Below are 22,410 nucleotides of genomic sequence, written 5' to 3'. Positions count from 1 at the left end.
AGCGCTTTGCTTACTTTCGCCTGGGCCGGCATTCCGGCTTTTCGAAAGTGAGCCGCCGTCAGGGCGGAACCCTAAGTAGCCGTTACCGCAGGAATGGATATGTACACGATCCAGCTGTGTTGACTGTTAGGCCGTCTTCGCAGGCAAGCCAGCTCCCACATTCAGATCGTGGGGGGCAGGTGGATAGGTGTCGGCAGGCCGGGCGTCACGGGAGCAAGCTCCCTCGCCACAGGTCCAGCGCCGTACCAAAATTGTGCAGATACCTGTGGCCAACGCGAGCACATCTGCATTCTGTGCACTGCACATCAAAAGCCTTGATAAAAGCGCGCAGCCGCTCAGCTATACTCCCCTCCATTTGAACGGCCCTCGAGGAATTACTGTGAAGAACTGGACCCTGCGCCAAAGGATTTTGGCGAGCTTTGCGGTAATTATCGCGATCATGCTGTTGATGGTCGTGGTCTCGTATTCGCGGCTGCTGAAAATCGAAATCAGCGAAAACTCGGTCCGAGACGATGCCGTGCCCGGGGTGTTTTTCAGCTCGATGATTCGCAGTGCCTGGGTCGACAGCTACCTGCAAACCCAGGAACTGGTCGGCATCCACAAGAACCAGGGCATTTCCGAGGTCGACAAGCAGGACTACAAGTCTTTCGAAGCACGGCTCGAACAGCACATGGGTAGCTATGCGGCGACGATCAATATCGATCAGGATCGCACCGAATTCGATGCCTTCGAAAAACTGCATCAGAACTACAATCGGATTCTCGCTCAGGTCCTGGAAGCACATCAGAGCAACAATTCAGCCGAAGCGCTGCGGTTGTTCAACGAGCAACTGACCCCCGCCTGGACCGCAGGCCGCATGAAGCTCAATGACATTATCAATGAGAACAAGCAGGTTGCCGACAACGCCACCGCCGCCATCGATGATGCGGTAGCGGCCGCGAAGATCAGCATGGGCGTCTCGCTGTTGCTGGCGATTCTCGCCGCCGCGCTGTGTGGCCTGTTGCTGATGCGCGCGATCATGGCGCCGATGCAGCGTATCGTTCAAATCCTCGAAGTCATGCGCACCGGCGACTTGAGCAAGCGCCTGAACCTGGAGCGCAAGGACGAATTCAACGCGGTTGAAACCGGCTTCAACGACATGATGACCGAGCTGACAGCCCTGGTGTCCCAGGCACAGCGTTCATCGGTACAGGTCACTACCTCGGTCACCGAGATTGCCGCGACTTCCAAGCAGCAGCAGGCGACTGCTACCGAGACGGCGGCCACCACCACCGAAATCGGCGCCACGTCCCGCGAGATCGCTGCCACGTCCAAGGACTTGGTCCGCACCATGACCGAAGTGTCCACCGCCGCCGACCAGGCCTCGGTGGCAGCAGGTTCCGGCCAGCAGGGCCTGGCCCGCATGGAAGAGACCATGCACTCAGTGATGGGCGCCGCCGACCTGGTCAACGCCAAGCTGGCGATCCTCAATGAGAAGGCCGGCAACATTAACCAAGTGGTAGTGACCATCGTAAAAGTGGCCGACCAGACCAACCTGCTGTCCCTGAATGCGGCCATCGAGGCTGAGAAAGCCGGTGAATACGGGCGCGGCTTTGCCGTGGTTGCCACCGAAGTGCGCCGCCTGGCCGACCAGACCGCCGTGGCGACCTACGATATCGAACAGATGGTGCGCGAGATCCAGTCGGCGGTGTCGGCAGGGGTGATGGGCATGGACAAGTTTTCCGAGGAGGTGCGTCGCGGCATGTCCGAGGTGCAACAAGTGGGGGAGCAACTGTCGCAGATCATCCATCAGGTACAAGCTTTGGCGCCGCGGGTGTTGATGGTCAACGAAGGCATGCAGGCCCAGGCCACCGGCGCCGAGCAGATCAACCATGCGCTGGTGCAATTGGGCGATGCCAGCAGCCAGACCGTCGAATCCCTGCGCCAGGCCAGCTTTGCCATTGATGAACTGAGCCAGGTTGCGGTCGGTCTGCGCAGCGGCGTCTCGCGTTTCAAAGTCTGATGAGCGAGCTCGCGGCTAAACGCGGTGCCGTCCCGGCAGCGAAAAAGGCGTTGTTCCTGGTGTTTCGCATCGGCAACGAACGCTTTGCCCTCAAGGCCACCGAAGTGGCCGAGGTGCTGCCGCGCCTGGCGCTTAAACCCATCGCCCAAGCGCCGTTATGGGTGGCGGGTATCTTCGCCCATCGTGGGGTGCTGGTGCCGGTCATCGACTTAAGCGCGCTGACGTTCGGCACTTCGGCCCAGGCGCGTACCAGTACGCGCCTGGTGTTGGTCAATTACCAGCCGCAGCCCTGGAGTGAGGCGCGTTGGCTGGGGCTGATCCTGGAACAGGCCACCGACACCCTGCGTTGCGACCCCGCCGAGTTCCAGCCCTATGGCCTGGACAACCAGCAGGCGCCGTACCTGGGGCCGGTGCGTGAGGATGCCCAGGGCTTGATGCAGTGGATTGGCGTCGCGGATCTGTTGACCGCGCCAGTGCGCGCCTTGCTGTTCTCCGCCGAGTTGAGCCTATGAGCAACGACCCGCGGTTTTTCGCGTTCTTGAAAGAACGCATTGGCCTGGACGTCGCTTCGGTGGGCGAGGCGATCATCGAGCGCGCGGTGCGCCAGCGCTGCCAGTCGTCCCAGTCGCCGTCGGCGCAGGCTTACTGGCAGCACCTGCAAACCTCCCAGGACGAGCAGCAGGCGCTGATCGAAGCGGTGATCGTCCCCGAGACCTGGTTTTTCCGCTATCCCGAATCCTTTGCAACCCTGGCCCGCCTGGCCCAGGTGCGCCTGGCCGAGATCAATCAGCTGCGCGCCCTGCGCATTCTCAGCCTGCCGTGTTCGACCGGCGAAGAGCCCTATTCGATTGCCATGGCCTTGCTCGATGCGGGGTTGGCGCCCCACCAGTTCAAAGTGCAGGGCATGGACGTCAGCCCGCTGTCTGTTGAGCGCGCGCGGCGGGGCGTGTACGGCAAGAACTCGTTTCGCGGCGCCGACCTTGAGTTTCGCGACCGCCACTTCACTGAAGACGCAGGCAGTTACCGCATCGCCGACCGAGTGCGTGAGCAAGTGCGCCTGCAAGTCGGCAACTTGCTGGACCCGGCACTGCTGGCGAACGAGCCAACCTACGACTTTGTGTTCTGCCGCAACCTGCTGATCTACTTCGACCAACCGACCCAGAAACAGGTCTTTGATGTGCTCAAGGCGTTGACTCACGTGGACGGCGTGCTGTTTATCGGCCCGGCCGAGGGCAGCCTGCTGGGGCGCCACGGCATGCGCTCCATCGGCGTACCGCAGTCCTTCGCTTTCAGTCGGCATGTAGAACCGACCCCGCCGCCAGCACCTGTGGTCAAACCGACGCCCGCGCCGCTACCGCAACGCAGGGCGGCGCCGATACCGCTCAAGCCGCGGCCGTTCAGCACGGTCAGCCCCAGCGTGCCACCGGTCAAAGGGGTGCCTACCGATGCCGGGGATTTGCTCAGCCAGATTGCTACCCTGGCCAACGAGGGCAAAAGTGCCGAGGCCCGTGCGGCCTGCGAGCGCTATTTGAGCAGTCACCCACCGGCCGCCCAGGTATTTTATTGGTTGGGCCTGCTCAGCGATGTGGCTGGCAGTGCCTTGGAGGCCCAAGGGTATTATCGAAAAGCCCTGTATCTGGAACCGCAACATCCCCAGGCCCTGATGCACCTGGCCGCGTTGCTCGAGTCCCAGGGCGACAGTGCCGGCGCGCGTCGTCTTCAGGCCCGCGCCGCCCGTAGCGAGCGAGCTGACAGTGAGTCCAAACGATGAGTAGCCCTGACGTGCTCGACACCGCAGGCCTGGACCTGACGCTGACCGATACCCAAGCCATTGACGACTGTTGGAACCGCATCGGTATCCATGGCGACAAGTCCTGCCCGTTGTTGGCCGAGCACATCCATTGTCGCAATTGCTCGGTGTACTCCGCCGCCGCCACGCGCCTGCTTGACCGCTACGCGCTGCAACAGGACGATCATCACGCGCAGGCAACTGCCGAAGCGGATAACGAGGTGGTCACCCGTTCGCTGTTGATGTTCCGCCTCGGCGAAGAATGGCTCGGCATCGCCACCCGTTGCCTGGTAGAAGTAGCGCCGTTGCAGCCGATCCACTCGCTGCCGCACCAGCGCTCCCGGGCGCTGCTGGGCGTGGCCAACGTACGCGGGGCGCTGGTGGCATGCCTGTCGCTGGTGGAACTGTTGGGCCTGGACAGCACCAGTACCGGCGCCAGCGGCGGGCGGATCATGCCGCGCATGCTGATCATCGCTGCCCAGGATGGCCCGGTCGTGGTACCGGTAGATGAAGTAGACGGCATCCACGCCATCGATGAGCGCACCCTGCAGGCCGCGTCGGTGTCCGGCACCCAGGCCAGCGCCCGCTACACCCAAGGCGTGTTGCAGTGGAAAGGCCGCAGCCTGCGTTGGCTGGACGAAGCGCAATTGTTGTCCGCCGTGACCCGGAGCCTCGCATGACCCCCGACCAGATGCGCGATGCCTCGCTGTTGGAACTGTTCAGCCTGGAAGCCGATGCGCAGACCCAGGTGTTGAGCGCGGGCCTGCTGGCGCTGGAGCGCAACCCGACCCAGGCCGACCAGCTCGAAGCCTGCATGCGCGCCGCGCATTCACTCAAAGGGGCGGCGCGGATTGTCGGCGTGGATGCCGGGGTCAGCGTGGCCCACGTCATGGAAGACTGCCTGGTCAGCGCCCAGGAAGGCCGCCTGTACCTGCAACCTGAACATATCGACGCGTTGCTGCAAGGCACCGACCTGCTGATGCGTATCGCCACCCCTGGCAACGATGTGGGGCCGGCGGATATCGAGGCGTACGTTGCGCTGATGGAGCGCTTGCTCGACCCCTCGCAGCCGATTGCCACGCCGCTGCCAAAACCCGAGCCCATCAGTGCGCCGCGGGTTGACGCGTTGCTGCTGGAGCCCGAGCTGGAGCCCGCGCCAGCGGTCAGTAGCGAAGCCCCGCGCCAGAACAAGCGCATGACCGAAGGCGGCGAGCGTGTGCTGCGGGTCACAGCCGAGCGCTTGAACAGCCTGTTGGACTTGTCCAGCAAATCCCTGGTGGAAACCCAGCGGCTCAAGCCGTACCTGGCCAGCCTGCAGCGGCTCAAGCGCATTCAGAGCAACAGCTTGCGTGCCCTCGACGCCCTGGATGGCCAGCTCAAATCCCTGGACCTGAACCTGGAAGCCCAGGAAGCCCTGGCCGATACCCGTCGCCTGCTGAGTGAAGCCCAGGCCTTGCTGGCGGAAAAAAACGCCGAGCTGGATGAGTTCGGCTGGCAGGCCGGCCAGCGTGCCCAGGTGCTCTACGACACCGCGTTGGCCTGCCGCATGCGACCGTTTGCCGACGTGCTGGCCGGGCAGGTGCGCATGGTGCGTGACCTCGGTCGCAGCCTGGGCAAGCAAGTGCGCCTGGAGATCGAGGGCGAAAAGACCCAGGTCGACCGTGACGTGCTGGAAAAGCTCGAAGCGCCGCTCACCCATTTATTGCGCAATGCGGTCGACCACGGCATCGAAACCCCTGAGCAACGCGTGCTGGCGGGCAAACCGGCGGAGGGCTTGATTCGCCTGCGCGCGTCCCATCAGGCCGGGCTGCTGGTGCTGGAGCTGAGCGACGACGGCAACGGTGTCGACCTCGAGCGCCTGCGCGGCACCATCGTCGACCGGCACCTGTCGCCGGTGGAAACGGCCCTGCGCCTGAGCGAAGAAGAACTGCTCACGTTCCTGTTCCTGCCGGGGTTCAGCCTGCGCGACAAAGTCACCGAAGTCTCCGGGCGCGGGGTCGGCCTGGACGCGGTGCAACATATGGTTCGCCAGCTGCGCGGCGCGGTGGTGCTGGAACAGACGGCGGGGCAGGGCAGCCGCTTCCATCTGGAGGTGCCGTTGACCTTGTCGGTGGTGCGCAGCCTGGTGGTGGAAGTCGGCGAAGAAGCCTATGCCTTCCCCCTGGCGCATATCGAACGCATGTGCGACCTGGCCCCCGACGACATCGTGCAGTTGGAAGGCCGCCAGCACTTCTGGCATGAGGGCCGGCACGTCGGCCTGGTTGCCGCCAGCCAGTTGCTGCAGCGCCCGCCGGGGCAGACCCCGTCAGATACCTTGAAAGTGGTGGTGATCCGCGAGCGCGATGCCGTGTACGGGATTGCCGTGGAGCGCTTTATCGGCGAGCGCACCCTGGTGGTGTTGCCGCTGGATGATCGCCTGGGCAAAGTCCAGGACATTTCTGCCGGGGCCTTGCTTGATGACGGCTCGGTGGTGTTGATCGTCGACGTCGAAGACATGCTGCGTTCAGTGGATAAATTGCTCAACACCGGCCGCCTGGAGCGCATCGCCCGGCGCAGCCAGCAGGCCACCGAAGCGCCGCGCAAACGCGTGCTGGTGGTGGACGACTCACTGACGGTGCGTGAGTTGCAACGAAAATTGTTACTCAATCGTGGTTATGAAGTCGCTGTGGCGGTCGATGGCATGGATGGCTGGAACGCATTGCGCTCCGAGGACTTCGACCTGCTTATCACGGATATTGATATGCCTCGCATGGACGGTATTGAATTGGTCACACTTTTGCGCCGTGACAGTCGCCTGCAATCGTTGCCGGTGATGGTGGTTTCTTACAAGGATCGTGAAGAAGACCGCCGCCGTGGCCTCGACGCCGGGGCCGACTATTATTTAGCCAAAGCCAGTTTCCACGACGACGCCTTGCTCGACGCCGTGGTTGAACTGATTGGAGGCGCCCGGGCATGAGGATTGCGATCGTCAATGACATGCCCCTGGCCGTAGAGGCCTTGCGCCGCGCCCTGAGTTACGAGTCCGCCCATGAGGTGGTGTGGGTGGCCAGCAATGGCCTGGAAGCGGTGCAACGTTGTGCCGAGCTGACCCCGGACCTGATCCTGATGGACCTGATCATGCCGGTGATGGACGGCGTGGAGGCTACCCGGCAGATCATGGCCGACACGCCATGCCCGATCGTGATCGTCACTGTCGACCGCCAGGCCAACGTCAGCCGTGTATTCGAAGCCATGGGTCACGGCGCCCTGGATGTGGTAGATACCCCGGCACTGGGCGTGGGCAACCCCAAGGATGCGGCGGCGCCGCTGCTGCGCAAGATCCTCAATATTGGCTGGCTGATCGGCCAGCGCGGCACGCGGGTGCGTGCCGAAACCCCGCCTCAGCGGGTCACCGGCAAGCGTCAACGGCTGGTAGCCATTGGTTCTTCGGCCGGTGGGCCGGCGGCACTGGAAGTGCTGCTCAAAGGTTTGCCCCGGGAGTTTCCCGCTGCCATCGTGCTGGTGCAGCACGTGGACCAGGTGTTTGCCGCCGGCATGGCCGAGTGGCTGAGCAGCGCTTCCGGCCTGCCGGTGCGCCTGGCCTGCGAAGGCGAACCGCCTCAACCCGGCGTGGTATTGCTGGCCGGCACTAACCACCATATTCGCTTGTTGAAAAATGGCACGCTAGCCTATACCGCAGAGCCGGTGAACGAGATTTACCGGCCGTCGATCGACGTGTTTTTCGAAAGTGTTGCCAGCTACTGGAACGGTGACGCCGTCGGCGTCTTGCTCACCGGCATGGGGCGCGACGGCGCCCAGGGCCTCAAGCTGATGCGGGAACAAGGATATTTGACCATCGCCCAGGACCAACAGAGCTCGGCGGTGTATGGCATGCCCAAAGCGGCGGCGGCGATTGATGCTGCTGTTGAAATTCGCCCACTGGATAGAATTGCGCCCCGATTGCTGGAGGTCTTTGCAAAATGAACAAAAATCTCCCGCCGTGCTGGCTTGCAGGTAGTAATTCAGGTGACTGCACATGAATGATTTACAGCTCGACGACTTCAAGACCGACGAAAACGCCGCCATGGTGTTGCTGGTCGACGACCAGGCCATGATCGGTGAAGCCGTGCGACGTGGCCTGGCCCATGAAGAAAACATCGACTTCCACTTTTGCGCCGACCCGCACCAGGCCATTGCCCAGGCGATCCGCATCAAGCCCACGGTGATCCTGCAAGACCTGGTGATGCCGGGCCTGGACGGCCTGACCCTGGTGCGCGAGTACCGCAATCACCCGGCCACCGCGAATATCCCGATCATCGTGCTGTCCACCAAGGAGGACCCGCTGATCAAGAGCGCGGCCTTTGCGGCCGGGGCCAACGATTACCTGGTCAAGCTGCCGGACAACATCGAGTTGGTGGCGCGCATCCGCTATCACTCGCGCTCCTACATGACGCTGTTGCAGCGCGACGCGGCCTACCGCGCGTTGCGCGTCAGCCAGCAACAGTTGCTGGACACCAACCTGGTGCTGCAACGCCTGATGAACTCCGATGGCCTGACCGGGCTGTCCAACCGCCGCCACTTCGACGAATACCTGGAGCTGGAATGGCGCCGCGCCATGCGCGACCAGACCCAACTGTCGCTGCTAATGATCGACGTGGACTTCTTCAAAACCTTCAACGACAGCTTCGGCCACGTCGAGGGCGACGAAGCCCTGCGCAAAGTCGCCAACACCATCCGTGAAGCCAGCAGCCGTCCTTCGGATTTGCCGGCGCGCTACGGCGGCGAAGAGTTCGCGCTGGTCCTGCCCAACACCTCGCCGGGCGGCGCACGCCTGGTCGCGGAAAAACTGCGCATGGCGGTGGCGGCGTTGAAAATCCCGCACATCGCCCCGGCTGAAGGTGCCAGCCTGACCATCAGTATTGGGCTGTCGACGTTGACGCCGGTCCAAGGTACGGACTGTCGGCAGTTGATCATGGCGGCGGACAAAGGGTTGTACACGGCCAAGAACAATGGGCGTAATCAGGTGGGCATCGAGTAATCCCAAGCGCCGCCCAACCCCTGTGGGAGCGGGCTTGCCTGCGATGGCGGTGTATCCGTCACACAAGTATCGACTGGTACACCGCCATCGCAGGCAAGCCAGCTCCCACATTTGATCTCTATTGTGCTGCGGATCGTGTACAAACCCCCGCCTTTTCGGCCAAGCGGGCTGCCGTTTCCAGCCGTTTGCCGTTATACTCGCCGGCTTTCAAAAGTTCGCCAACGAGTGCTGCCCGCCATGGAAATCAACCCGATCCTTAACACCATCAAGGACCTGTCCGAGCGCTCCGAAACTATTCGGGGGTATCTTTGACTACGATCAAAAGCATGAGCGTCTGACCGAGGTCAATCGCGAGCTTGAAGATCCGAGTGTCTGGAACAAACCTGAATACGCCCAGGAACTGGGGCGCGAGCGCGCTGCGCTGGCACAGATCGTCGATACCCTCGACGAACTGAACACCGGCCTGGGTGATTGCCGCGACCTGCTGGACATGGCCGTCGAAGAAAACGACGAAGGCGCAGTGGGCGATGTCGTCGCCGAGCTGGCCCGTCTCGAGGAAAACCTCGCCAAGCTTGAATTCCGCCGCATGTTCAGCCATGAAATGGACCCGAACAACGCCTACCTGGATATCCAGGCCGGTTCCGGCGGCACCGAGGCCCAGGACTGGGCCAACATCCTGCTGCGCATGTACCTGCGCTGGGCTGACAAGCGCGGTTTCGACGCGACCATCATGGAACTGTCCGCCGGTGAAGTGGCCGGTATCAAGGGCGCGACCGTGCATATCAAGGGCGAATACGCCTTTGGCTGGCTGCGCACCGAGATCGGCGTGCACCGCCTGGTGCGCAAGAGCCCGTTCGACTCCGGCAACCGTCGCCACACCTCATTCTCTGCGGTGTTCGTCTCGCCAGAGATCGACGACAAGGTGGAAATCGAGATCAACCCGGCCGACCTGCGGATCGACACCTACCGTTCCTCCGGTGCCGGTGGCCAGCACGTAAACACCACTGACTCGGCCGTACGTATTACCCACGTACCGACCAACACCGTGGTCAGCTGCCAGAACGAACGTTCCCAGCACGCCAACAAGGACACCGCCATGAAAATGCTGCGGGCCAAGTTGTACGAGCAGGAAATGCAGAAGCGCAACGCCGCTTCCCAGGCGCTGGAAGAAACCAAGTCGGATATCGGCTGGGGCCACCAGATCCGTTCGTACGTGCTCGATGCCTCGCGGATCAAGGATCTGCGCACTAATATCGAACGCAGCGATTGCGACAAGGTACTCGACGGCGATATCGACGAATACCTGGAAGCCAGCCTGAAATCCGGCCTCTAATACCCTCTGTGGGAGCGGGCTTGCCCGCGATCCCCCGCCGAAGGCTGGGGGCAACGAACCTGATGGAATATTTAAAGACATGAGCGACCAACAACTCGACCCGCAAGCCCTGCAACAGGAAGAAAACTCCCTGATCGCCCTGCGCAAGGAAAAGCTTGCTGCCGAGCGCGCCAAGGGTAACGCCTTCCCCAACGACTTCCGCCGCGACAACTACTGCGATGCCTTGCAGAAGCAATACGCGGACAAGACCAAGGAAGAACTGGCAGAGGCTGCGATCCCGGTCAAGGTGGCAGGTCGCATCATGCTCAACCGTGGCTCGTTCATGGTGATCCAGGACATGACCGGTCGCATCCAGGTCTATGTCAACCGCAAGACCCTGTCCGAAGAAACCCTGGCCTCGGTGAAGACCTGGGACATGGGCGACATCATCGCAGCCGAAGGCACCTTGGCCCGTTCCGGCAAGGGCGACCTGTACGTCGAGATGACCAACGTGCGCCTGTTGACCAAGTCCCTGCGCCCGCTGCCAGACAAGCACCACGGCCTGACCGACACCGAACAGCGCTATCGCCAGCGCTACGTTGACCTGATCGTCAACGAAGACGTGCGCCAGACCTTCCGCGTGCGCTCGCAAGTCATTGCCCACATCCGCAGCTTCCTGATGCAGCGTGACTTCCTGGAAGTCGAAACCCCGATGCTGCAGACCATCCCCGGTGGTGCCGCAGCCAAGCCGTTCGAAACCCACCACAACGCGTTGGACATGGAAATGTTCCTGCGTATCGCACCAGAGCTGTACCTCAAGCGCCTGGTGGTTGGCGGCTTCGAGAAAGTGTTCGAGATCAACCGCAACTTCCGCAACGAAGGCGTCTCGACCCGTCACAACCCGGAATTCACCATGTTGGAGTTCTACCAGGCCTACGCCGACTACGAAGACAACATGGACCTGACCGAAGAGCTGTTCCGCGAGCTGGCACAGCTGGTGCTGGGCAGCACTGACGTGCCGTACGGCGACAAGGTGTTCCACTTCGGCGAGCCGTTCGTGCGCCTGTCGGTGTTCGACTCGATCCTCAAGTACAACCCCGAGCTGACCGCTGACGACCTCAACGACATCGACAAGGCCCGTGCCATTGCCAAGAAAGCCGGCGCCAAGGTGCTGGGCTTCGAAGGCCTGGGCAAGCTGCAGGTGATGATTTTCGAAGAGCTGGTGGAGCACAAGCTGGAACAGCCGCACTTCATTACCCAGTACCCGTTCGAAGTGTCGCCGCTGGCCCGTCGCAACGACGACAACCCGAACGTCACCGACCGTTTCGAGCTGTTCATCGGTGGCCGCGAAATCGCCAACGCCTATTCCGAGCTTAACGACGCGGAAGACCAGGCCGAGCGTTTCATGGCCCAGGTGGCCGACAAGGACGCCGGTGACGACGAAGCCATGCACTACGATGCCGACTTCGTACGGGCCCTGGAATACGGCATGCCGCCCACTGCCGGTGAAGGCATCGGCATCGACCGTCTGGTGATGTTGTTGACCAACTCGCCGTCGATCCGCGACGTGATCTTGTTCCCGCACATGCGGCCACAAGCGTAACCGTAGCGAAATCCGAAGCCGCCTTTTATAAGGCGGCTTTTTTATGTGGCCTGTACTAGTGTCAAGCAAACAGCGCCAGGTTTTGTTCTATTCAAGGATGTGTGTGGTGAACCGCGTAATGGCTCAAGAAGGTGCCGCCGGCATTGCTGCTGCCGTGGCTGAAAGCGTTCAGTACCAGGGCCGCAAGGCCAGTCGGCGGGGCAGCGAGCAACGCCGGCAAGACATTCTCGATGCGGCCATGCGTATTGTCGTGCGCGATGGCGTGCGGGCGGTGCGTCACCGTGCAGTGGCGGCAGAGGCGGGGGTGCCGCTGTCGGCCACCACCTACTACTTCAAAGACATCGACGACCTGCTCACCGACACCTTCGCCCAGTACGTGGAGCGCAGCGCCGCGTTCATGGGCAAGCTGTGGGTGCGTAACGAAGGCCTGTTACGCGAAATGGTCGCCTATGGCGACGGTAGCCCGGAGTCGCGCTCGCAACTGGCCGATGACATCGCGCGCCTGACCGCCGACTATGTGCTACGCCAACTGACCAATCGCCGCGAATACCTGATGGCCGAGCAGGCCTTTCGCCAGGAAGCCCTGCTCAACCCACGCCTGGCCGAACTGGTTCGCTCCCATCAACAGATCCTGTTGCAGGGCACCGGGCAGTTTTTCCAGGTATTGGGTTCCCGTGAGCCGCAGCAGGATGCCAAGGTGTTGACGGCTATCATCAGTCGGATGGAATATCAGGGCCTGTTGGGCAGCGCAGAGCCTCTGACCGGGGAAGAGATGCTTGAAATCCTCAAGCGCTACATGCACCTGGTATTGGCCTCGGTCTAGCCCCGTGCGCTACCTGCGCGTGGGCCAATAACGTTTAAAGAGGAAGCACCGGGTGGACGATTACCAGCAGACGATACGCACCTTGTCCGATCGCATTGTGCTGGCGCAAACACCGATCCGCGTCCTCGATGCGGTGAAATGGGACGATAACATTCGCCAGGGATTCCTCAAGGCCAAGGGCAAGGCGATGCCTGCCGTAGACCGTGATTACTACCTGAACCGGCCGCTGTCGTTCGATTCCAGTGCGGTGAAGCTGGAGTTCCAGAACATCGAGCGTGACATTACCCGTCGCCTTGGGCAGTTCAGTCCGGTGGGGCAGATCATGCGGCGCATGTGCCGCGAATACCGCATGGTGGTGCGCATGCTTGAAGCGCGCGGCACCGAGGACTTCGGCCTGATTTCCCAGGAGCTGTACGGCGCCGCCTCCGATGCGTTCCACGCCGGCGACCCGACCCTGGCCGACCTTGGCCTGATGCTCTCCGACTACCTGAACAACATCGACGGCCGGGGTGACCTCAAGGACGAAGCCAAGACCCTCACCGCCAAAGATGCGGTCAGCCTGCTGCAAACCCGCCTGAACAAGGTATTTGGCGAGGCGGAAGAAACCATCCGCGTATTCGAGTCCGATGGCATTGTCGCCGACGCGGCGGCGGGCGCCGACTACATCAAGATCCGCGCCGACGCGATGTTCAACGACCGCGACGTGCGCGCCCTGGAAGTGCATGAAGGCCTGGTGCATGTGGGCACCACCCTCAACGGCCAGAACCAGCCGATCTGCACGTTCCTGTCCAAGGGCCCGCCGTCGTCCACCGTTACCCAGGAAGGCCTGGCGATCCTGATGGAAATCATCACGTTTGCCTCCTACCCCAGCCGCTTGCGCAAACTCACCAACCGGACACGCGCCATCCATATGGTGGAGGAGGGGGCCGACTTCCTGCAGGTGTTCGAGTTCTTCCGCGAGCAAGGCTTTGAAATGGCCGAAAGCTATGGAAATGCCAGCCGGGTCTTCCGTGGCTCGGTGCCCACCGGTCTGCCATTTACCAAGGATTTGTCCTACCTCAAGGGCTTTATCATGGTCTACAACTACATTCAGCTCGCCGTACGCAAAGGCAAGCTGGAACAGGTGCCGCTGCTGTTCTGCGGCAAGACCACCCTTGAAGACATGCGTACCCTGCGCCAATTGGTCGACGAAGGCCTGGTGGTGCCGCCCAAGTATTTGCCGGAGCAGTTTCGCGACATGAACGCGCTGGCGGCCTGGATGTGCTTCTCCAACTTCCTCAACCACTTGAGCCTGGACCGGATCGAGGCCGATTACTCCAATATCCTCTGACCACCGCAATCCTATTTGTAGGAGCGAGCTTGCTCGCGAAGAATGCTCAGGCACCGCGTTTCTTAAGTATTAGTGCGTTATCGTTGACGATCTTCGCGAGCAAGCTCGCTCCTACAGTGGGGCGTCAATCACCATGAGGCTTCAACGGATGAGAATCCTCGGCATTTTATGCCTGCTACTCACATTGAACGGCTGCAGCTTCTTGCTGTTCTACCCCGAGCCCGGCCTGCCCTTCACCCCGGAAAAAGCCCACCTGCAATACCACGACGTCACGCTCACCACCGCAGACGGCGTGAAGCTGCACGCCTGGTGGCTGCCAGCCAAAGCGGGTGTGCCACTCAAGGGCACCATCCTGCATTTGCACGGCAACGGCGGTAACCTCGCCTGGCACCTGGGGGGCAGTTGGTGGTTGCCGGAGCAGGGTTATCAAGTGTTGTTGCTGGACTATCGCGGCTATGGGCTGTCGGAAGGCAAGCCATCGTTGCCGGCGGTCTACCAGGATATCGACGCCGCATTCGGCTGGATCGACAAGGCGCCTGAAACCCAGGGTAAACCGCTGATTATTCTCGGGCAAAGCCTGGGCGGTGCACTGGCGGTGCATTACCTGGCAGCCCACCCGGAGCGTCAAGCCCAACTCAAGGCGTTGGTACTGGACGGCGTGCCAGCCAGTTATCGTGACGTAGGACAATTCGCCTTGAGCACTTCCTGGTTAACCTGGCCGTTGCAGGTGCCGCTGTCGTGGCTGGTGCCCGACGCCGACAGTGCAATCAATGCCATGCCCCGCGTGACCGGCGTGCCCAAGCTGCTGTTCCACAGCCTGGATGATCCCATCGTGCCGGTGGCCAATGGCATCCGCCTGTATCAGGCCGCACCGCCGCCCAGGGTGTTGCAACTGACCCGTGGCGGCCATGTGCAGACCTTTGCCGACAAAACCTGGCAGACCGTGATGCTGCGTTACCTGGACGACCCGCAGCACTTCAACGGCTTGCGCCGCCTGGGCGAAATTCCGAATTACCCTATTCCTAAAGCTGATTCATCAGAGAGCCCGCAATGAGCGAAGAACGCAACATGATCCCGCTGATTCTCACCGGCATCGGCACCATCATCGGTACCGTTGGCTGCCTGTGGTACTACGGCTACCTGCACTTTGCCAAGCCGGAAGATGCGTTGCTGCTCAGCGACTTCACCATGCTCAAGACCGTGCCGGGTGAGGATTACAAGGTCTCCCTGACCCCAGCGGCGCAAGTGGCGCAGTGCGTTGACGGCGTGTTGGTGATGTTTGATACCGAACAGAAAGGCTTGAGCGGCGTGCTGGTGAACAATAAGAAGCAGGCCGTGCGTTGCATGGGCCAGGAAACCCCGCAGTTGCAACAGTGAGCCTGGGTTTTTGCGTGGTATGAAAAATACCGTTGAGTTTCCCGGTTAGTCGCTCAGGGACCGCCCGAACTTTTATAGGCTGGAACCATCTTCACCCGTGCGCCACAGATGATGGACTGATTGGTCTGGCTGATCAGTCCACTTTATTTATCACTCTGGAGTACGAGTTTATGGATGGTATTGGCGCAGCACCTTCAGTTGGCGTGAGCAATTCGGGAGGCGCCCAGAGCCCTTCGCAAAGTCTTGATCAGCAAATTCAGCAGCTCAAACAGCTAATTGAAGCTAAACGCGGCGAAGGTTCGCAAGATTCCGGGTCGGGTGGCTCCGGTGGTTCCCAGGGTGCTGGGGGCGCTCAAGGTTCCGGTGGCTCCCAAGGCGCTGGCGGGGATGAGAGTCTCGAAGAGTTGCTTGAAAAACTGCAGAAGCTGCTGGCAGAAAAACAGGCGGCCCAAGGTGCACAAGGCGGTGAAGGTGGCGCATCGGGCCAAGGCCAAATTCAGATCGGCGGCGCAGGGAGTCAAGGCTCGATCAACTACTGATCGGGATCCCTCCCCAGAGCCCGCCTTTTAGCGGCGTTTTTTCATATCAGCGGCCTTACAGACATCATCGACGTGCCAGGACCTCGTAACGAAATTGTTTGGAACCCAACTGCGTCTGATGCCACAAAGGGCAATGTAATTACGCGAAGTGGGGGCGGGAAGGCAGTGATAAGAATTGATGCGATATGCAATATGCTGGCCATGGCCAGGGCGCATCAGGCGTTGGAGCGGGCGGATGCGCAAGAACAGGCGCGTAATCAGTTGGCAGGTTGCTCAACTGATACCTCCCGTCATAACAAAAAGATAACGCCGCCGGATGAAGATACTGATCGCAAGATCAAGTTTCCCTAGTCTAAAAAACCACCGTTTCTGGTGGTTTTTTTTCGTTTCAATTTTACCCATTAACGAGAGGCGGCCTGCTTGGGATACCAACAGGCGAGCCCCTACTTGTTATCAGGATTATACCGGTGGGAACTGATAGAAGTAGGCGACCACTCTATAGCTGCCAGGAATTTAAACCCTGGGCATGTGGGAAAATCATTTGGAGTCAAGGAATGAGGCTAGATTCATTTGTCAATACAGCGCTCGTGAATACCATGGGGGTCATGTCCAATACATGGAGCGCTGTCACGGGGCAGCGTATGGGTTGGAGATACCCTCAAGTGGGTAAAACCTATAACTACAATAGCTATCAATCGAGTCGGCGTCCAAACTATGCCGGTACTCAACCTTTGAACCGTGGAACCGTTCGCTACATGGGGCCGCCACCCCGTACTCAGCCGTCGGCTTCACAGCCGCCTACGATCAACTACGTGACCTACGTATTCAATACTAATTATGTGACGGTCGGAGGCGTAAAATCGGCGCAGGTGGGTGTGCATATCAATAACGGTAATCACAGCATGAATGACGGTAACTTCGGCAATTACGGCAATAACGGTAATAGCGGAAGCCACAGTGGTTATTCCAATCACGGCAGCAACGGCAATCGTCAATTGCCCGCCGGGCACAGGCCGATCGGCAGTGGCCATGCTCGGCGCCTTCAAGGTTGAAACAAGCAATGCGACTGCGTCGCCGCGTATATTTTGACGTGGTTTTTAGAGTCTTCGTAGTGGAACTGCTCGTAGCGATTCCCCACTTAAAGGGGCGACACACTAGGCAGCACTCAGCTTATGTGTTGTAAAACCACACACTCTTATTTCAGTTTGACAGGGAAGATAAAATGACTCATCTATTTAGTTCGCGACCTGCACAGTATGTTGCTTGGCATCCACGTTATGCTGAAGAGCAACCCCGCCATTCCACACCCGGTCAGCGAGTGTGGGGGAGTGGCGGCAGTAATGGCAATAACGGCAATTACGGTAACTATGGCAATAACGGTAATAGCGGCCGGTGCAGTCACTATGAAAATCATGGCCACAACGGCAATGACATGATGGGCCAGATGATGAGGGGGGCGGGCAACTACCGCCACTCTGAAGGCTACACCAGCTACGGCAGTTACGGTAACTATGGCAACTACGGAAATAACGGTAACTCGGGCGATTCCAGTCGTTACATCAACTCTGGCCAGAATGGCAACCGCGGCACCTTCAGATACTTCAATGACTAAAGCCTGAACACGCGTTCATGGACCGTAACGAAAAAGCCCCGCCTAATAAGGCGGGGCTTTTTACCAGGCTATTGATCAGTTAGCGACGGAAGACCGTGGCTTGACCGGCTGGTTGTCGTTGGAGATGGTCACTTCAACGCGGCGGTTCATGGCGCGGCCGGAAACGCTGCCGTTATCGGCAACCGGGTATTCCTTGCCATAACCCTGGGTCACGATGCGCGAGATATCCACGCCTTGTTGAGCCAGTGCGCGTTGAACGGAAGCGGCACGACGCTCAGACAGGCTCTGGTTGTACGAGTCGGAACCGGTGCTGTCGGTGTAGCCTTCGACGATCACTTTACGGTCTGGGTTATCGCGCAGGAACTGAGCCAGCTTGGTGATGTTCACCAGACCGCTGGATTTCAGATCGGACTTGTTGGTGGCGAACAGCACGTCACCGAACGTCACCAGAGTACCGCGATCGGTTTGCTTGGCGTTCAAGCTGTTTTGCAGTTGCTTGATCTGTGCGTCACGGGCGTCGAGCAGGGCGCGGGCACGTTCGTCACCGGCGTTTTTCAGCTTGGCTTCGGATTCGCGCAGGACGATGGTGTCCTTGGCCACTTCAACGCGCTGGTTGGTCAGGTAGGCCAGTTGGTCGACTTTCTTCTCGTCTTCCTTATCGCGGTAGGCCTTGTCAGCCTTGTCCAGCCAGTCGCTGGCGTCTTTGGTTTCCAGCGCGGCCAGCTTGGTGGCTTGCGGGTTGGTTTGCAGGGACGAGAAATTGGTCCGCGCATTTTCCAGGTTCGCGTTAGGCGGGGTGGAGCAGGCCGCCAAGGCAACGCTCATCGCCAGCAGGGCAGGGATCATCAATTGTTTACGCATAGTCGTGTCGTCCTTTCAATTCGATATCAGGTGCGATGCAGTCAAGAGGCTGCGGCTTACTTCTGCATGATTGCAGCTGGGCGCATGCCTTCTTTACGCAGTTCGTCAACAGCCTTCTGGGAGTCCTTCACAGCCTGTTGAGCCTTGGCAGCCTGGGCTTTACGCTCAGCGACGCGGGCATCCCACTCGGCTTGTTCAGCCAGTTGGCGAGCCTTGTCGTAGTTCTTGTCGTGCATGGCAATCTCAGCTTCTTTGAGCTTGTCCTGGGCCGACTTCATTTCCACCGCCGCGTACTCGGTACCGCCGGCGCTGACTGCGCTGTTGACGGCCGATTGGGTCACGGCGTACTGCTCGGTTGGAGGGTTGCCGGCGCAGCCAGCCAGAACGAAGCTGGTGCCGATTGCCAGCGCGGCCAATTTGAGCCCGCGCAGATGGTTAAACGAGGATTTGGCAGTGCTGGTGTTCATCGTCTTCAACTCCATTGGATAACTCCTGAAAAACATCAAAATCCATCGGGGCGTATCGATTTCGGGCCCGTCGATAAAGCACATGGCGTCCGTTCAAACGACCGTTCCACACATGATGGCTACTGGCTGTGACCGGAGGCTTTTTTCAAAAGTTCAGCGGATATGGCGATTTGCCTAAAAAAATATCTGACTGACTGGTCAGTGTTTAAAAAATGGAACTTTCGCGGCGTGCGGCGGTACCTCCGGGCCTGTAAAAGGCTCGGAATACGTGGGTTTAATTGACGTCAATAAATGTTTATCAGTGCTTTTGTTCGTCAGTAACGGCCGACAAATCGTGCAAGTGGCGACGGGATAATGTGAGAAAACGTGGTGTGGGGCCGACGTCTTCATACAGCGGGTCACCCTCTTCATCGGTGGCAATCACCTGCTGGCCTTGGATGTAGGGAAAGCTGGCTTCCAGCTCTTCCAGGGCGGCGCCGATCAGCTCGCCCAGCAGTTCTTCAACGTGGCGCTTGGGGTACATCTCGGCAATGGCCGCCAGCCGTGCAGCGGCTTCTACATCCAGATGAATCGCGTATTCAGTCTTGGTCAAACGACCCTTGGCGGTTTCTTCCCAATGCTGGGCCAGTTCTCGAATTTTCATGGCTACCTCAATAAAGCCTGCGAGGGCAGGCGGTGATGAGTGACCAGCCGCCTGCGTGAATAACGCGGCGACTCACCGTTGAGACTAGCTGTAAGTGCCAAGGTTTAAAGTCGTTTGCGTTCGGCCTTGTCAGAAACCGACGTCGGCGGCACTCTGAAGCACCTGCGCGTCCCGGATTTCTGGCTGGAGATTGGCTGATGAGTGATATCGATGCACGCTTGCGTGAGGATGTTCACCTGCTGGGTGAGCTGTTGGGCAACACCATTCGAGAGCAGTACGGCGAGGCTTTCCTCGATAAGATCGAGCAGATCCGCAAAGGCGCCAAGGCCGACCGTCGCGGAGCCGTTTCAGAGAAAACCGCTGGCGATGAGTTGAGCGCCAGCCTCAACCAGTTGCAGGAGGACGAGTTGCTGCCCGTGGCCCGGGCCTTTAACCAGTTCCTCAACCTGGCCAACATTGCCGAGCAATATCAGTTGATTCATCGGCGCGATGAATCGCAACCTGCGCCGTTCGAATCCCGGGTCTTGCCAGAGTTGCTGGCTCGCCTGCAAAGCGAAGGGCACAGCAATGAATCGCTGGCTCGGCAATTGGCGCGGCTGGACATCGAACTGGTGCTCACCGCCCACCCCACCGAAGTGGCCCGCCGCACGCTGATCCAAAAATACGACGCCATTGCTGCGCAACTGGCCTTGCAGGATCACCGTGACCTCACCACCGCCGAGCGCGAGCAGATTCGCGAGCGCTTGCAACGCTTGATCGCCGAAGCTTGGCACACCGAAGAAATCCGGCGCGTGCGCCCCACGCCCGTGGATGAAGCCAAATGGGGCTTTGCGGTGATCGAGCATTCGCTGTGGCACGCCATCCCCAATTACCTGCGCAAGGCCGACCAGGCCCTGCACGCCGCCACCGGCCTGCGTCTGCCTCTGGAGGCTGCGCCGATTCGCTTTGCTTCGTGGATGGGCGGCGATCGTGACGGCAACCCGAACGTCACCGCGCCGGTCACGCGCGAAGTGCTGTTGCTGGCGCGTTGGATGGCGGCGGATTTGTATCTGCGCGACATTGATCAGCTGGCTTCCGAGCTGTCGATGCAACAGGCCAGCCCGGCGTTGCACGCCAAAGTCGGCGACAGCGTCGAACCTTATCGGGCCTTGCTCAAGCAACTGCGTGAACGCCTGCGCGCCACGCGCCAGTGGGCCCACACCTCGTTGACCAGCACCACTCCGGCACCGGCCGAGGTGTTGCAGAACAACCGCGACCTGCTCGACCCGCTGCAGCTGTGCTACCAATCCCTGCACGAATGCGGCATGGGCGTGATCGCCGATGGCCCGCTGCTCGACTGCCTGCGCCGTGCCGTGACGTTCGGCCTGTTCCTGGTGCGCCTGGATGTGCGCCAGGACTCCAGCCGTCACTCGGCGGCCATGACCGAAATCACCGATTACCTGGGCCTGGGGCGTTATGAGGACTGGGATGAGGAGGCGCGCATCAGCTTCCTGACCCAGGAACTGACCAATCGTCGGCCGTTGCTGCCGGGTTACTTCAAGCCGTCGGCGGACACTGCCGAGGTGCTCAATACCTGCAAGGAAATCGCCGCCGCACCGGCGGCGTCACTAGGTTCGTATGTCATCTCCATGGCCGGCGCCGCGTCGGATGTGCTGGCGGTGCAACTGCTGTTGAAAGAGTCGGGCGTACAACGGCCGATGCGCGTAGTGCCGCTGTTCGAGACTCTGGCCGACCTGGATAACGCAGGGCCGGTGATGGAGCGCCTGCTGCAACTGCCGGGTTACCGCGCGCGCTTGCAGGGCCCGCAGGAAGTGATGATTGGCTACTCGGATTCGGCCAAGGACGCCGGCACCACGGCCGCCGCCTGGGCGCAGTACCGCGCCCAGGAACGCCTGGTGGACATCTGCCGCGAGCAACAGGTGGAGCTGTTGTTGTTCCACGGTCGCGGCGGCACCGTTGGCCGTGGCGGTGGCCCGGCGCACGCGGCCATCCTGTCGCAGCCGCCAGGCTCAGTAGCGGGTCGGTTCCGTACCACTGAACAGGGCGAGATGATTCGCTTCAAATTTGGCCTGCCGGATATTGCCGAGCAGAACCTTAATCTCTATCTGGCCGCGGTACTGGAAGCGACCCTGTTGCCGCCGCCGCCTCCCGAGCCTGCGTGGCGTCATCTGATGGACGAATTGGCGGCAGACGGTGTCAGCGCTTACCGTGCCGTGGTGCGGGAAAATCCGCAGTTCGTCGAGTACTTCCGCCAGTCCACGCCGGAGCAGGAGTTGGGCCGTTTGCCTTTGGGTAGCCGCCCGGCCAAGCGTCGTGCGGGCGGGATTGAGAGCTTGCGCGCCATCCCGTGGATTTTTGGTTGGACCCAGACGCGCCTGATGCTGCCCGCCTGGCTCGGCTGGGAAGCGGCACTGAGCAAGGCGCTGGAGCGCGGTGAAGGTCAATTGCTGGGGCAGATGCGCGAGCAGTGGCCGTTTTTTCGCACGCGCATCGACATGCTGGAGATGGTGCTGGCCAAGGCCGATGCCGATATCGCCCGTCTTTATGATGAGCGCCTGGTGCAGCCAGACCTGCTGCCATTGGGTGCGCATTTGCGCGACCTATTGTCGCAGGCCTGTGATGTGGTACTTGGCTTGACCGGCCAGTCGCAGTTGCTGGCCCATAGCCCCGACACCCTGGAGTTCATCCGTCTGCGCAACACCTACCTGGACCCCTTGCACCTGTTGCAGGCCGAGTTGCTGGCACGTTCGCGCCAGCAGGAGGCTGCGCAAGACAGCCCTCTGGAACAGGCGCTGCTGGTGTCCGTGGCCGGTATTGCGGCTGGTTTGCGCAACACCGGTTGAGGTTTTTTGCGTGTACTCAATGGCTTGCGGATAAACCGCGACGACCGCCCGGAAACGGGCGGTCGTCGTTTGAGGGGGTGGGTTGCGCTCAGGCGCACCCTGGCGCTGACGCATGTGCGGCGCGGGTTTCTCCTACTTTTGGCGGCTTGTATGGTGAGGGCCCGCTGTGTATCTTGATCAGCCTTTGGCCGT

20 protein-coding genes are annotated in these 22,410 nt (G+C 60.6%); 16 read left to right on the top strand and 4 right to left on the bottom strand.

What is annotated here, in order from left to right:
- The first annotated feature begins 379 nt into the window (after window positions 1-379).
- From DK871_RS22585 to DK871_RS22520, 14 genes are all read left to right on the top strand, one after another.
- Window positions 380-2,002, top strand: coding sequence for a methyl-accepting chemotaxis protein (locus DK871_RS22585; RefSeq protein ID WP_161906688.1), 1,623 nt, complete (start codon window positions 380-382; stop codon window positions 2,000-2,002).
- Window positions 2,002-2,514, top strand: a complete 513-nt coding sequence (locus tag DK871_RS22580) for a chemotaxis protein CheW (protein ID WP_137204983.1) — start codon at window positions 2,002-2,004, stop codon at window positions 2,512-2,514. The genes DK871_RS22585 and DK871_RS22580 overlap by 1 nt, the downstream gene beginning before the upstream one ends.
- Window positions 2,511-3,773 carry a protein-glutamate O-methyltransferase CheR gene (locus DK871_RS22575; protein ID WP_161906687.1) on the top strand — a complete coding sequence of 421 codons (1,263 nt, stop codon included), beginning with the start codon at window positions 2,511-2,513 and terminating at the stop codon, window positions 3,771-3,773. Before DK871_RS22580 ends, DK871_RS22575 begins: the two co-directional genes overlap by 4 nt.
- A complete protein-coding gene (locus DK871_RS22570) occupies window positions 3,770-4,471 on the top strand; it encodes a chemotaxis protein CheW (RefSeq protein WP_044272240.1) in 702 nt (233 codons plus the stop codon). The genes DK871_RS22575 and DK871_RS22570 overlap by 4 nt, the downstream gene beginning before the upstream one ends.
- Window positions 4,468-6,747 carry a hybrid sensor histidine kinase/response regulator gene (locus tag DK871_RS22565; protein WP_161906686.1) on the top strand — a complete coding sequence of 760 codons (2,280 nt, stop codon included), beginning with the start codon at window positions 4,468-4,470 and terminating at the stop codon, window positions 6,745-6,747. The genes DK871_RS22570 and DK871_RS22565 overlap by 4 nt, the downstream gene beginning before the upstream one ends.
- Window positions 6,744-7,754: a chemotaxis response regulator protein-glutamate methylesterase gene (locus DK871_RS22560; RefSeq protein ID WP_161906685.1), complete on the top strand. Its 1,011-nt coding sequence runs from the start codon at window positions 6,744-6,746 to the stop codon at window positions 7,752-7,754. Before DK871_RS22565 ends, DK871_RS22560 begins: the two co-directional genes overlap by 4 nt.
- Before the next feature lie 52 nt (window positions 7,755-7,806).
- The gene (locus DK871_RS22555) at window positions 7,807-8,808 is read left to right on the top strand and encodes a PleD family two-component system response regulator (protein WP_014717198.1); all 1,002 of its coding nucleotides are present in this window, start codon (window positions 7,807-7,809) and stop codon (window positions 8,806-8,808) included.
- A 237-nt stretch (window positions 8,809-9,045) separates the two neighbouring features.
- A protein-coding gene (prfB, locus tag DK871_RS22550; RefSeq protein WP_161906684.1) for a peptide chain release factor 2 occupies window positions 9,046-10,141 on the top strand; the annotation gives its coding sequence in 2 pieces (ribosomal slippage) (window positions 9,046-9,117 and window positions 9,119-10,141; 1,095 coding nt in all).
- Window positions 10,142-10,220: 79 nt separating this feature from the next.
- Entirely contained in the window at window positions 10,221-11,723 is a 1,503-nt protein-coding gene (lysS, locus tag DK871_RS22545) for a lysine--tRNA ligase (RefSeq protein ID WP_003189082.1), read from the top strand.
- Window positions 11,724-11,829: 106 nt separating this feature from the next.
- Window positions 11,830-12,546 carry a TetR family transcriptional regulator gene (locus DK871_RS22540; protein ID WP_161906683.1) on the top strand — a complete coding sequence of 239 codons (717 nt, stop codon included), beginning with the start codon at window positions 11,830-11,832 and terminating at the stop codon, window positions 12,544-12,546.
- A gap of 52 nt (window positions 12,547-12,598) precedes the next feature.
- Window positions 12,599-13,876 (top strand): flavohemoglobin expression-modulating QEGLA motif protein, encoded by a 1,278-nt coding sequence (locus DK871_RS22535; RefSeq protein WP_161906682.1) that lies wholly within the window; start codon window positions 12,599-12,601, stop codon window positions 13,874-13,876.
- A 148-nt stretch (window positions 13,877-14,024) separates the two neighbouring features.
- Window positions 14,025-14,930, top strand: coding sequence for an alpha/beta hydrolase (locus DK871_RS22530; protein WP_161906681.1), 906 nt, complete (start codon window positions 14,025-14,027; stop codon window positions 14,928-14,930).
- Complete coding sequence (locus DK871_RS22525) at window positions 14,927-15,253, top strand: hypothetical protein (protein WP_003189087.1); 327 nt, start codon at window positions 14,927-14,929, stop codon at window positions 15,251-15,253. Before DK871_RS22530 ends, DK871_RS22525 begins: the two co-directional genes overlap by 4 nt.
- A 170-nt stretch (window positions 15,254-15,423) precedes the next feature.
- Window positions 15,424-15,792, top strand: coding sequence for a type III secretion protein (locus DK871_RS22520; RefSeq protein ID WP_161906680.1), 369 nt, complete (start codon window positions 15,424-15,426; stop codon window positions 15,790-15,792).
- A 788-nt stretch (window positions 15,793-16,580) separates the two neighbouring features.
- Here the strand turns inward: DK871_RS22520 and DK871_RS22515 are convergent.
- On the bottom strand, window positions 16,581-16,823 hold the full coding sequence (locus DK871_RS22515; protein WP_161906679.1) for a hypothetical protein: 243 nt from the start codon (window positions 16,821-16,823) through the stop codon (window positions 16,581-16,583).
- 191 nt (window positions 16,824-17,014) lie between these two features.
- Here DK871_RS22515 and DK871_RS22510 point away from each other — a divergent pair, with 191 nt between their 5' ends.
- A complete protein-coding gene (locus tag DK871_RS22510; protein WP_161906678.1) occupies window positions 17,015-17,404 on the top strand; it encodes a hypothetical protein in 390 nt (129 codons plus the stop codon).
- 75 nt (window positions 17,405-17,479) lie between these two features.
- Here DK871_RS22510 and DK871_RS22505 read toward each other — a convergent pair whose 3' ends face one another.
- The 3 genes from DK871_RS22505 to DK871_RS22495 form a co-directional block, all read right to left on the bottom strand.
- Window positions 17,480-18,265, bottom strand: a complete 786-nt coding sequence (locus DK871_RS22505) for an OmpA family protein (RefSeq protein WP_003189093.1) — start codon at window positions 18,263-18,265, stop codon at window positions 17,480-17,482.
- Between the two features lie 56 nt (window positions 18,266-18,321).
- Window positions 18,322-18,747: a DUF4398 domain-containing protein gene (locus DK871_RS22500; RefSeq protein WP_003189094.1), complete on the bottom strand. Its 426-nt coding sequence runs from the start codon at window positions 18,745-18,747 to the stop codon at window positions 18,322-18,324.
- Between the two features lie 283 nt (window positions 18,748-19,030).
- The gene (locus DK871_RS22495; RefSeq protein ID WP_044272252.1) at window positions 19,031-19,375 is read right to left on the bottom strand and encodes a hypothetical protein; all 345 of its coding nucleotides are present in this window, start codon (window positions 19,373-19,375) and stop codon (window positions 19,031-19,033) included.
- A 197-nt stretch (window positions 19,376-19,572) separates the two neighbouring features.
- Between DK871_RS22495 and ppc the strand changes: the two genes are divergently transcribed.
- A complete protein-coding gene (ppc, locus tag DK871_RS22490; RefSeq protein ID WP_161906677.1) occupies window positions 19,573-22,218 on the top strand; it encodes a phosphoenolpyruvate carboxylase in 2,646 nt (881 codons plus the stop codon).
- Window positions 22,219-22,410 lie beyond the last annotated feature (192 nt).

The sequence above is a fragment of the Pseudomonas sp. L13 genome, from assembly GCF_009935965.1.
GTDB lineage: Bacteria > Pseudomonadota > Gammaproteobacteria > Pseudomonadales > Pseudomonadaceae > Aquipseudomonas > Aquipseudomonas lactis.
This window is presented reverse-complemented; position numbering and strand designations above follow the sequence as displayed.

What these genes read in the sequence shown, in the direction of transcription:
- DK871_RS22565 (WP_161906686.1), top strand. Translation starts at nt 4,468, where the DNA reads ATGACCCCCGACCAGATGCGCGATGCCTCGCTGTTGGAACTGTTCAGC.
- DK871_RS22510 (WP_161906678.1), top strand. Translation starts at nt 17,015, where the DNA reads ATGACTCATCTATTTAGTTCGCGACCTGCACAGTATGTTGCTTGGCAT.
- DK871_RS22560 (WP_161906685.1), top strand. Translation starts at nt 6,744, where the DNA reads ATGAGGATTGCGATCGTCAATGACATGCCCCTGGCCGTAGAGGCCTTG.
- DK871_RS22575 (WP_161906687.1), top strand. Translation starts at nt 2,511, where the DNA reads ATGAGCAACGACCCGCGGTTTTTCGCGTTCTTGAAAGAACGCATTGGC.
- DK871_RS22525 (WP_003189087.1), top strand. Translation starts at nt 14,927, where the DNA reads ATGAGCGAAGAACGCAACATGATCCCGCTGATTCTCACCGGCATCGGC.
- DK871_RS22570 (WP_044272240.1), top strand. Translation starts at nt 3,770, where the DNA reads ATGAGTAGCCCTGACGTGCTCGACACCGCAGGCCTGGACCTGACGCTG.
- DK871_RS22515 (WP_161906679.1), bottom strand. Translation starts at nt 16,823, where the DNA reads ATGGCCACTGCCGATCGGCCTGTGCCCGGCGGGCAATTGACGATTGCC.
- ppc (WP_161906677.1), top strand. Translation starts at nt 19,573, where the DNA reads ATGAGTGATATCGATGCACGCTTGCGTGAGGATGTTCACCTGCTGGGT.
- lysS (WP_003189082.1), top strand. Translation starts at nt 10,221, where the DNA reads ATGAGCGACCAACAACTCGACCCGCAAGCCCTGCAACAGGAAGAAAAC.
- DK871_RS22580 (WP_137204983.1), top strand. Translation starts at nt 2,002, where the DNA reads ATGAGCGAGCTCGCGGCTAAACGCGGTGCCGTCCCGGCAGCGAAAAAG.
- DK871_RS22500 (WP_003189094.1), bottom strand. Translation starts at nt 18,747, where the DNA reads ATGGAGTTGAAGACGATGAACACCAGCACTGCCAAATCCTCGTTTAAC.
- DK871_RS22530 (WP_161906681.1), top strand. Translation starts at nt 14,025, where the DNA reads ATGAGAATCCTCGGCATTTTATGCCTGCTACTCACATTGAACGGCTGC.
- DK871_RS22495 (WP_044272252.1), bottom strand. Translation starts at nt 19,375, where the DNA reads ATGAAAATTCGAGAACTGGCCCAGCATTGGGAAGAAACCGCCAAGGGT.
- DK871_RS22520 (WP_161906680.1), top strand. Translation starts at nt 15,424, where the DNA reads ATGGATGGTATTGGCGCAGCACCTTCAGTTGGCGTGAGCAATTCGGGA.
- DK871_RS22555 (WP_014717198.1), top strand. Translation starts at nt 7,807, where the DNA reads ATGAATGATTTACAGCTCGACGACTTCAAGACCGACGAAAACGCCGCC.
- DK871_RS22505 (WP_003189093.1), bottom strand. Translation starts at nt 18,265, where the DNA reads ATGCGTAAACAATTGATGATCCCTGCCCTGCTGGCGATGAGCGTTGCC.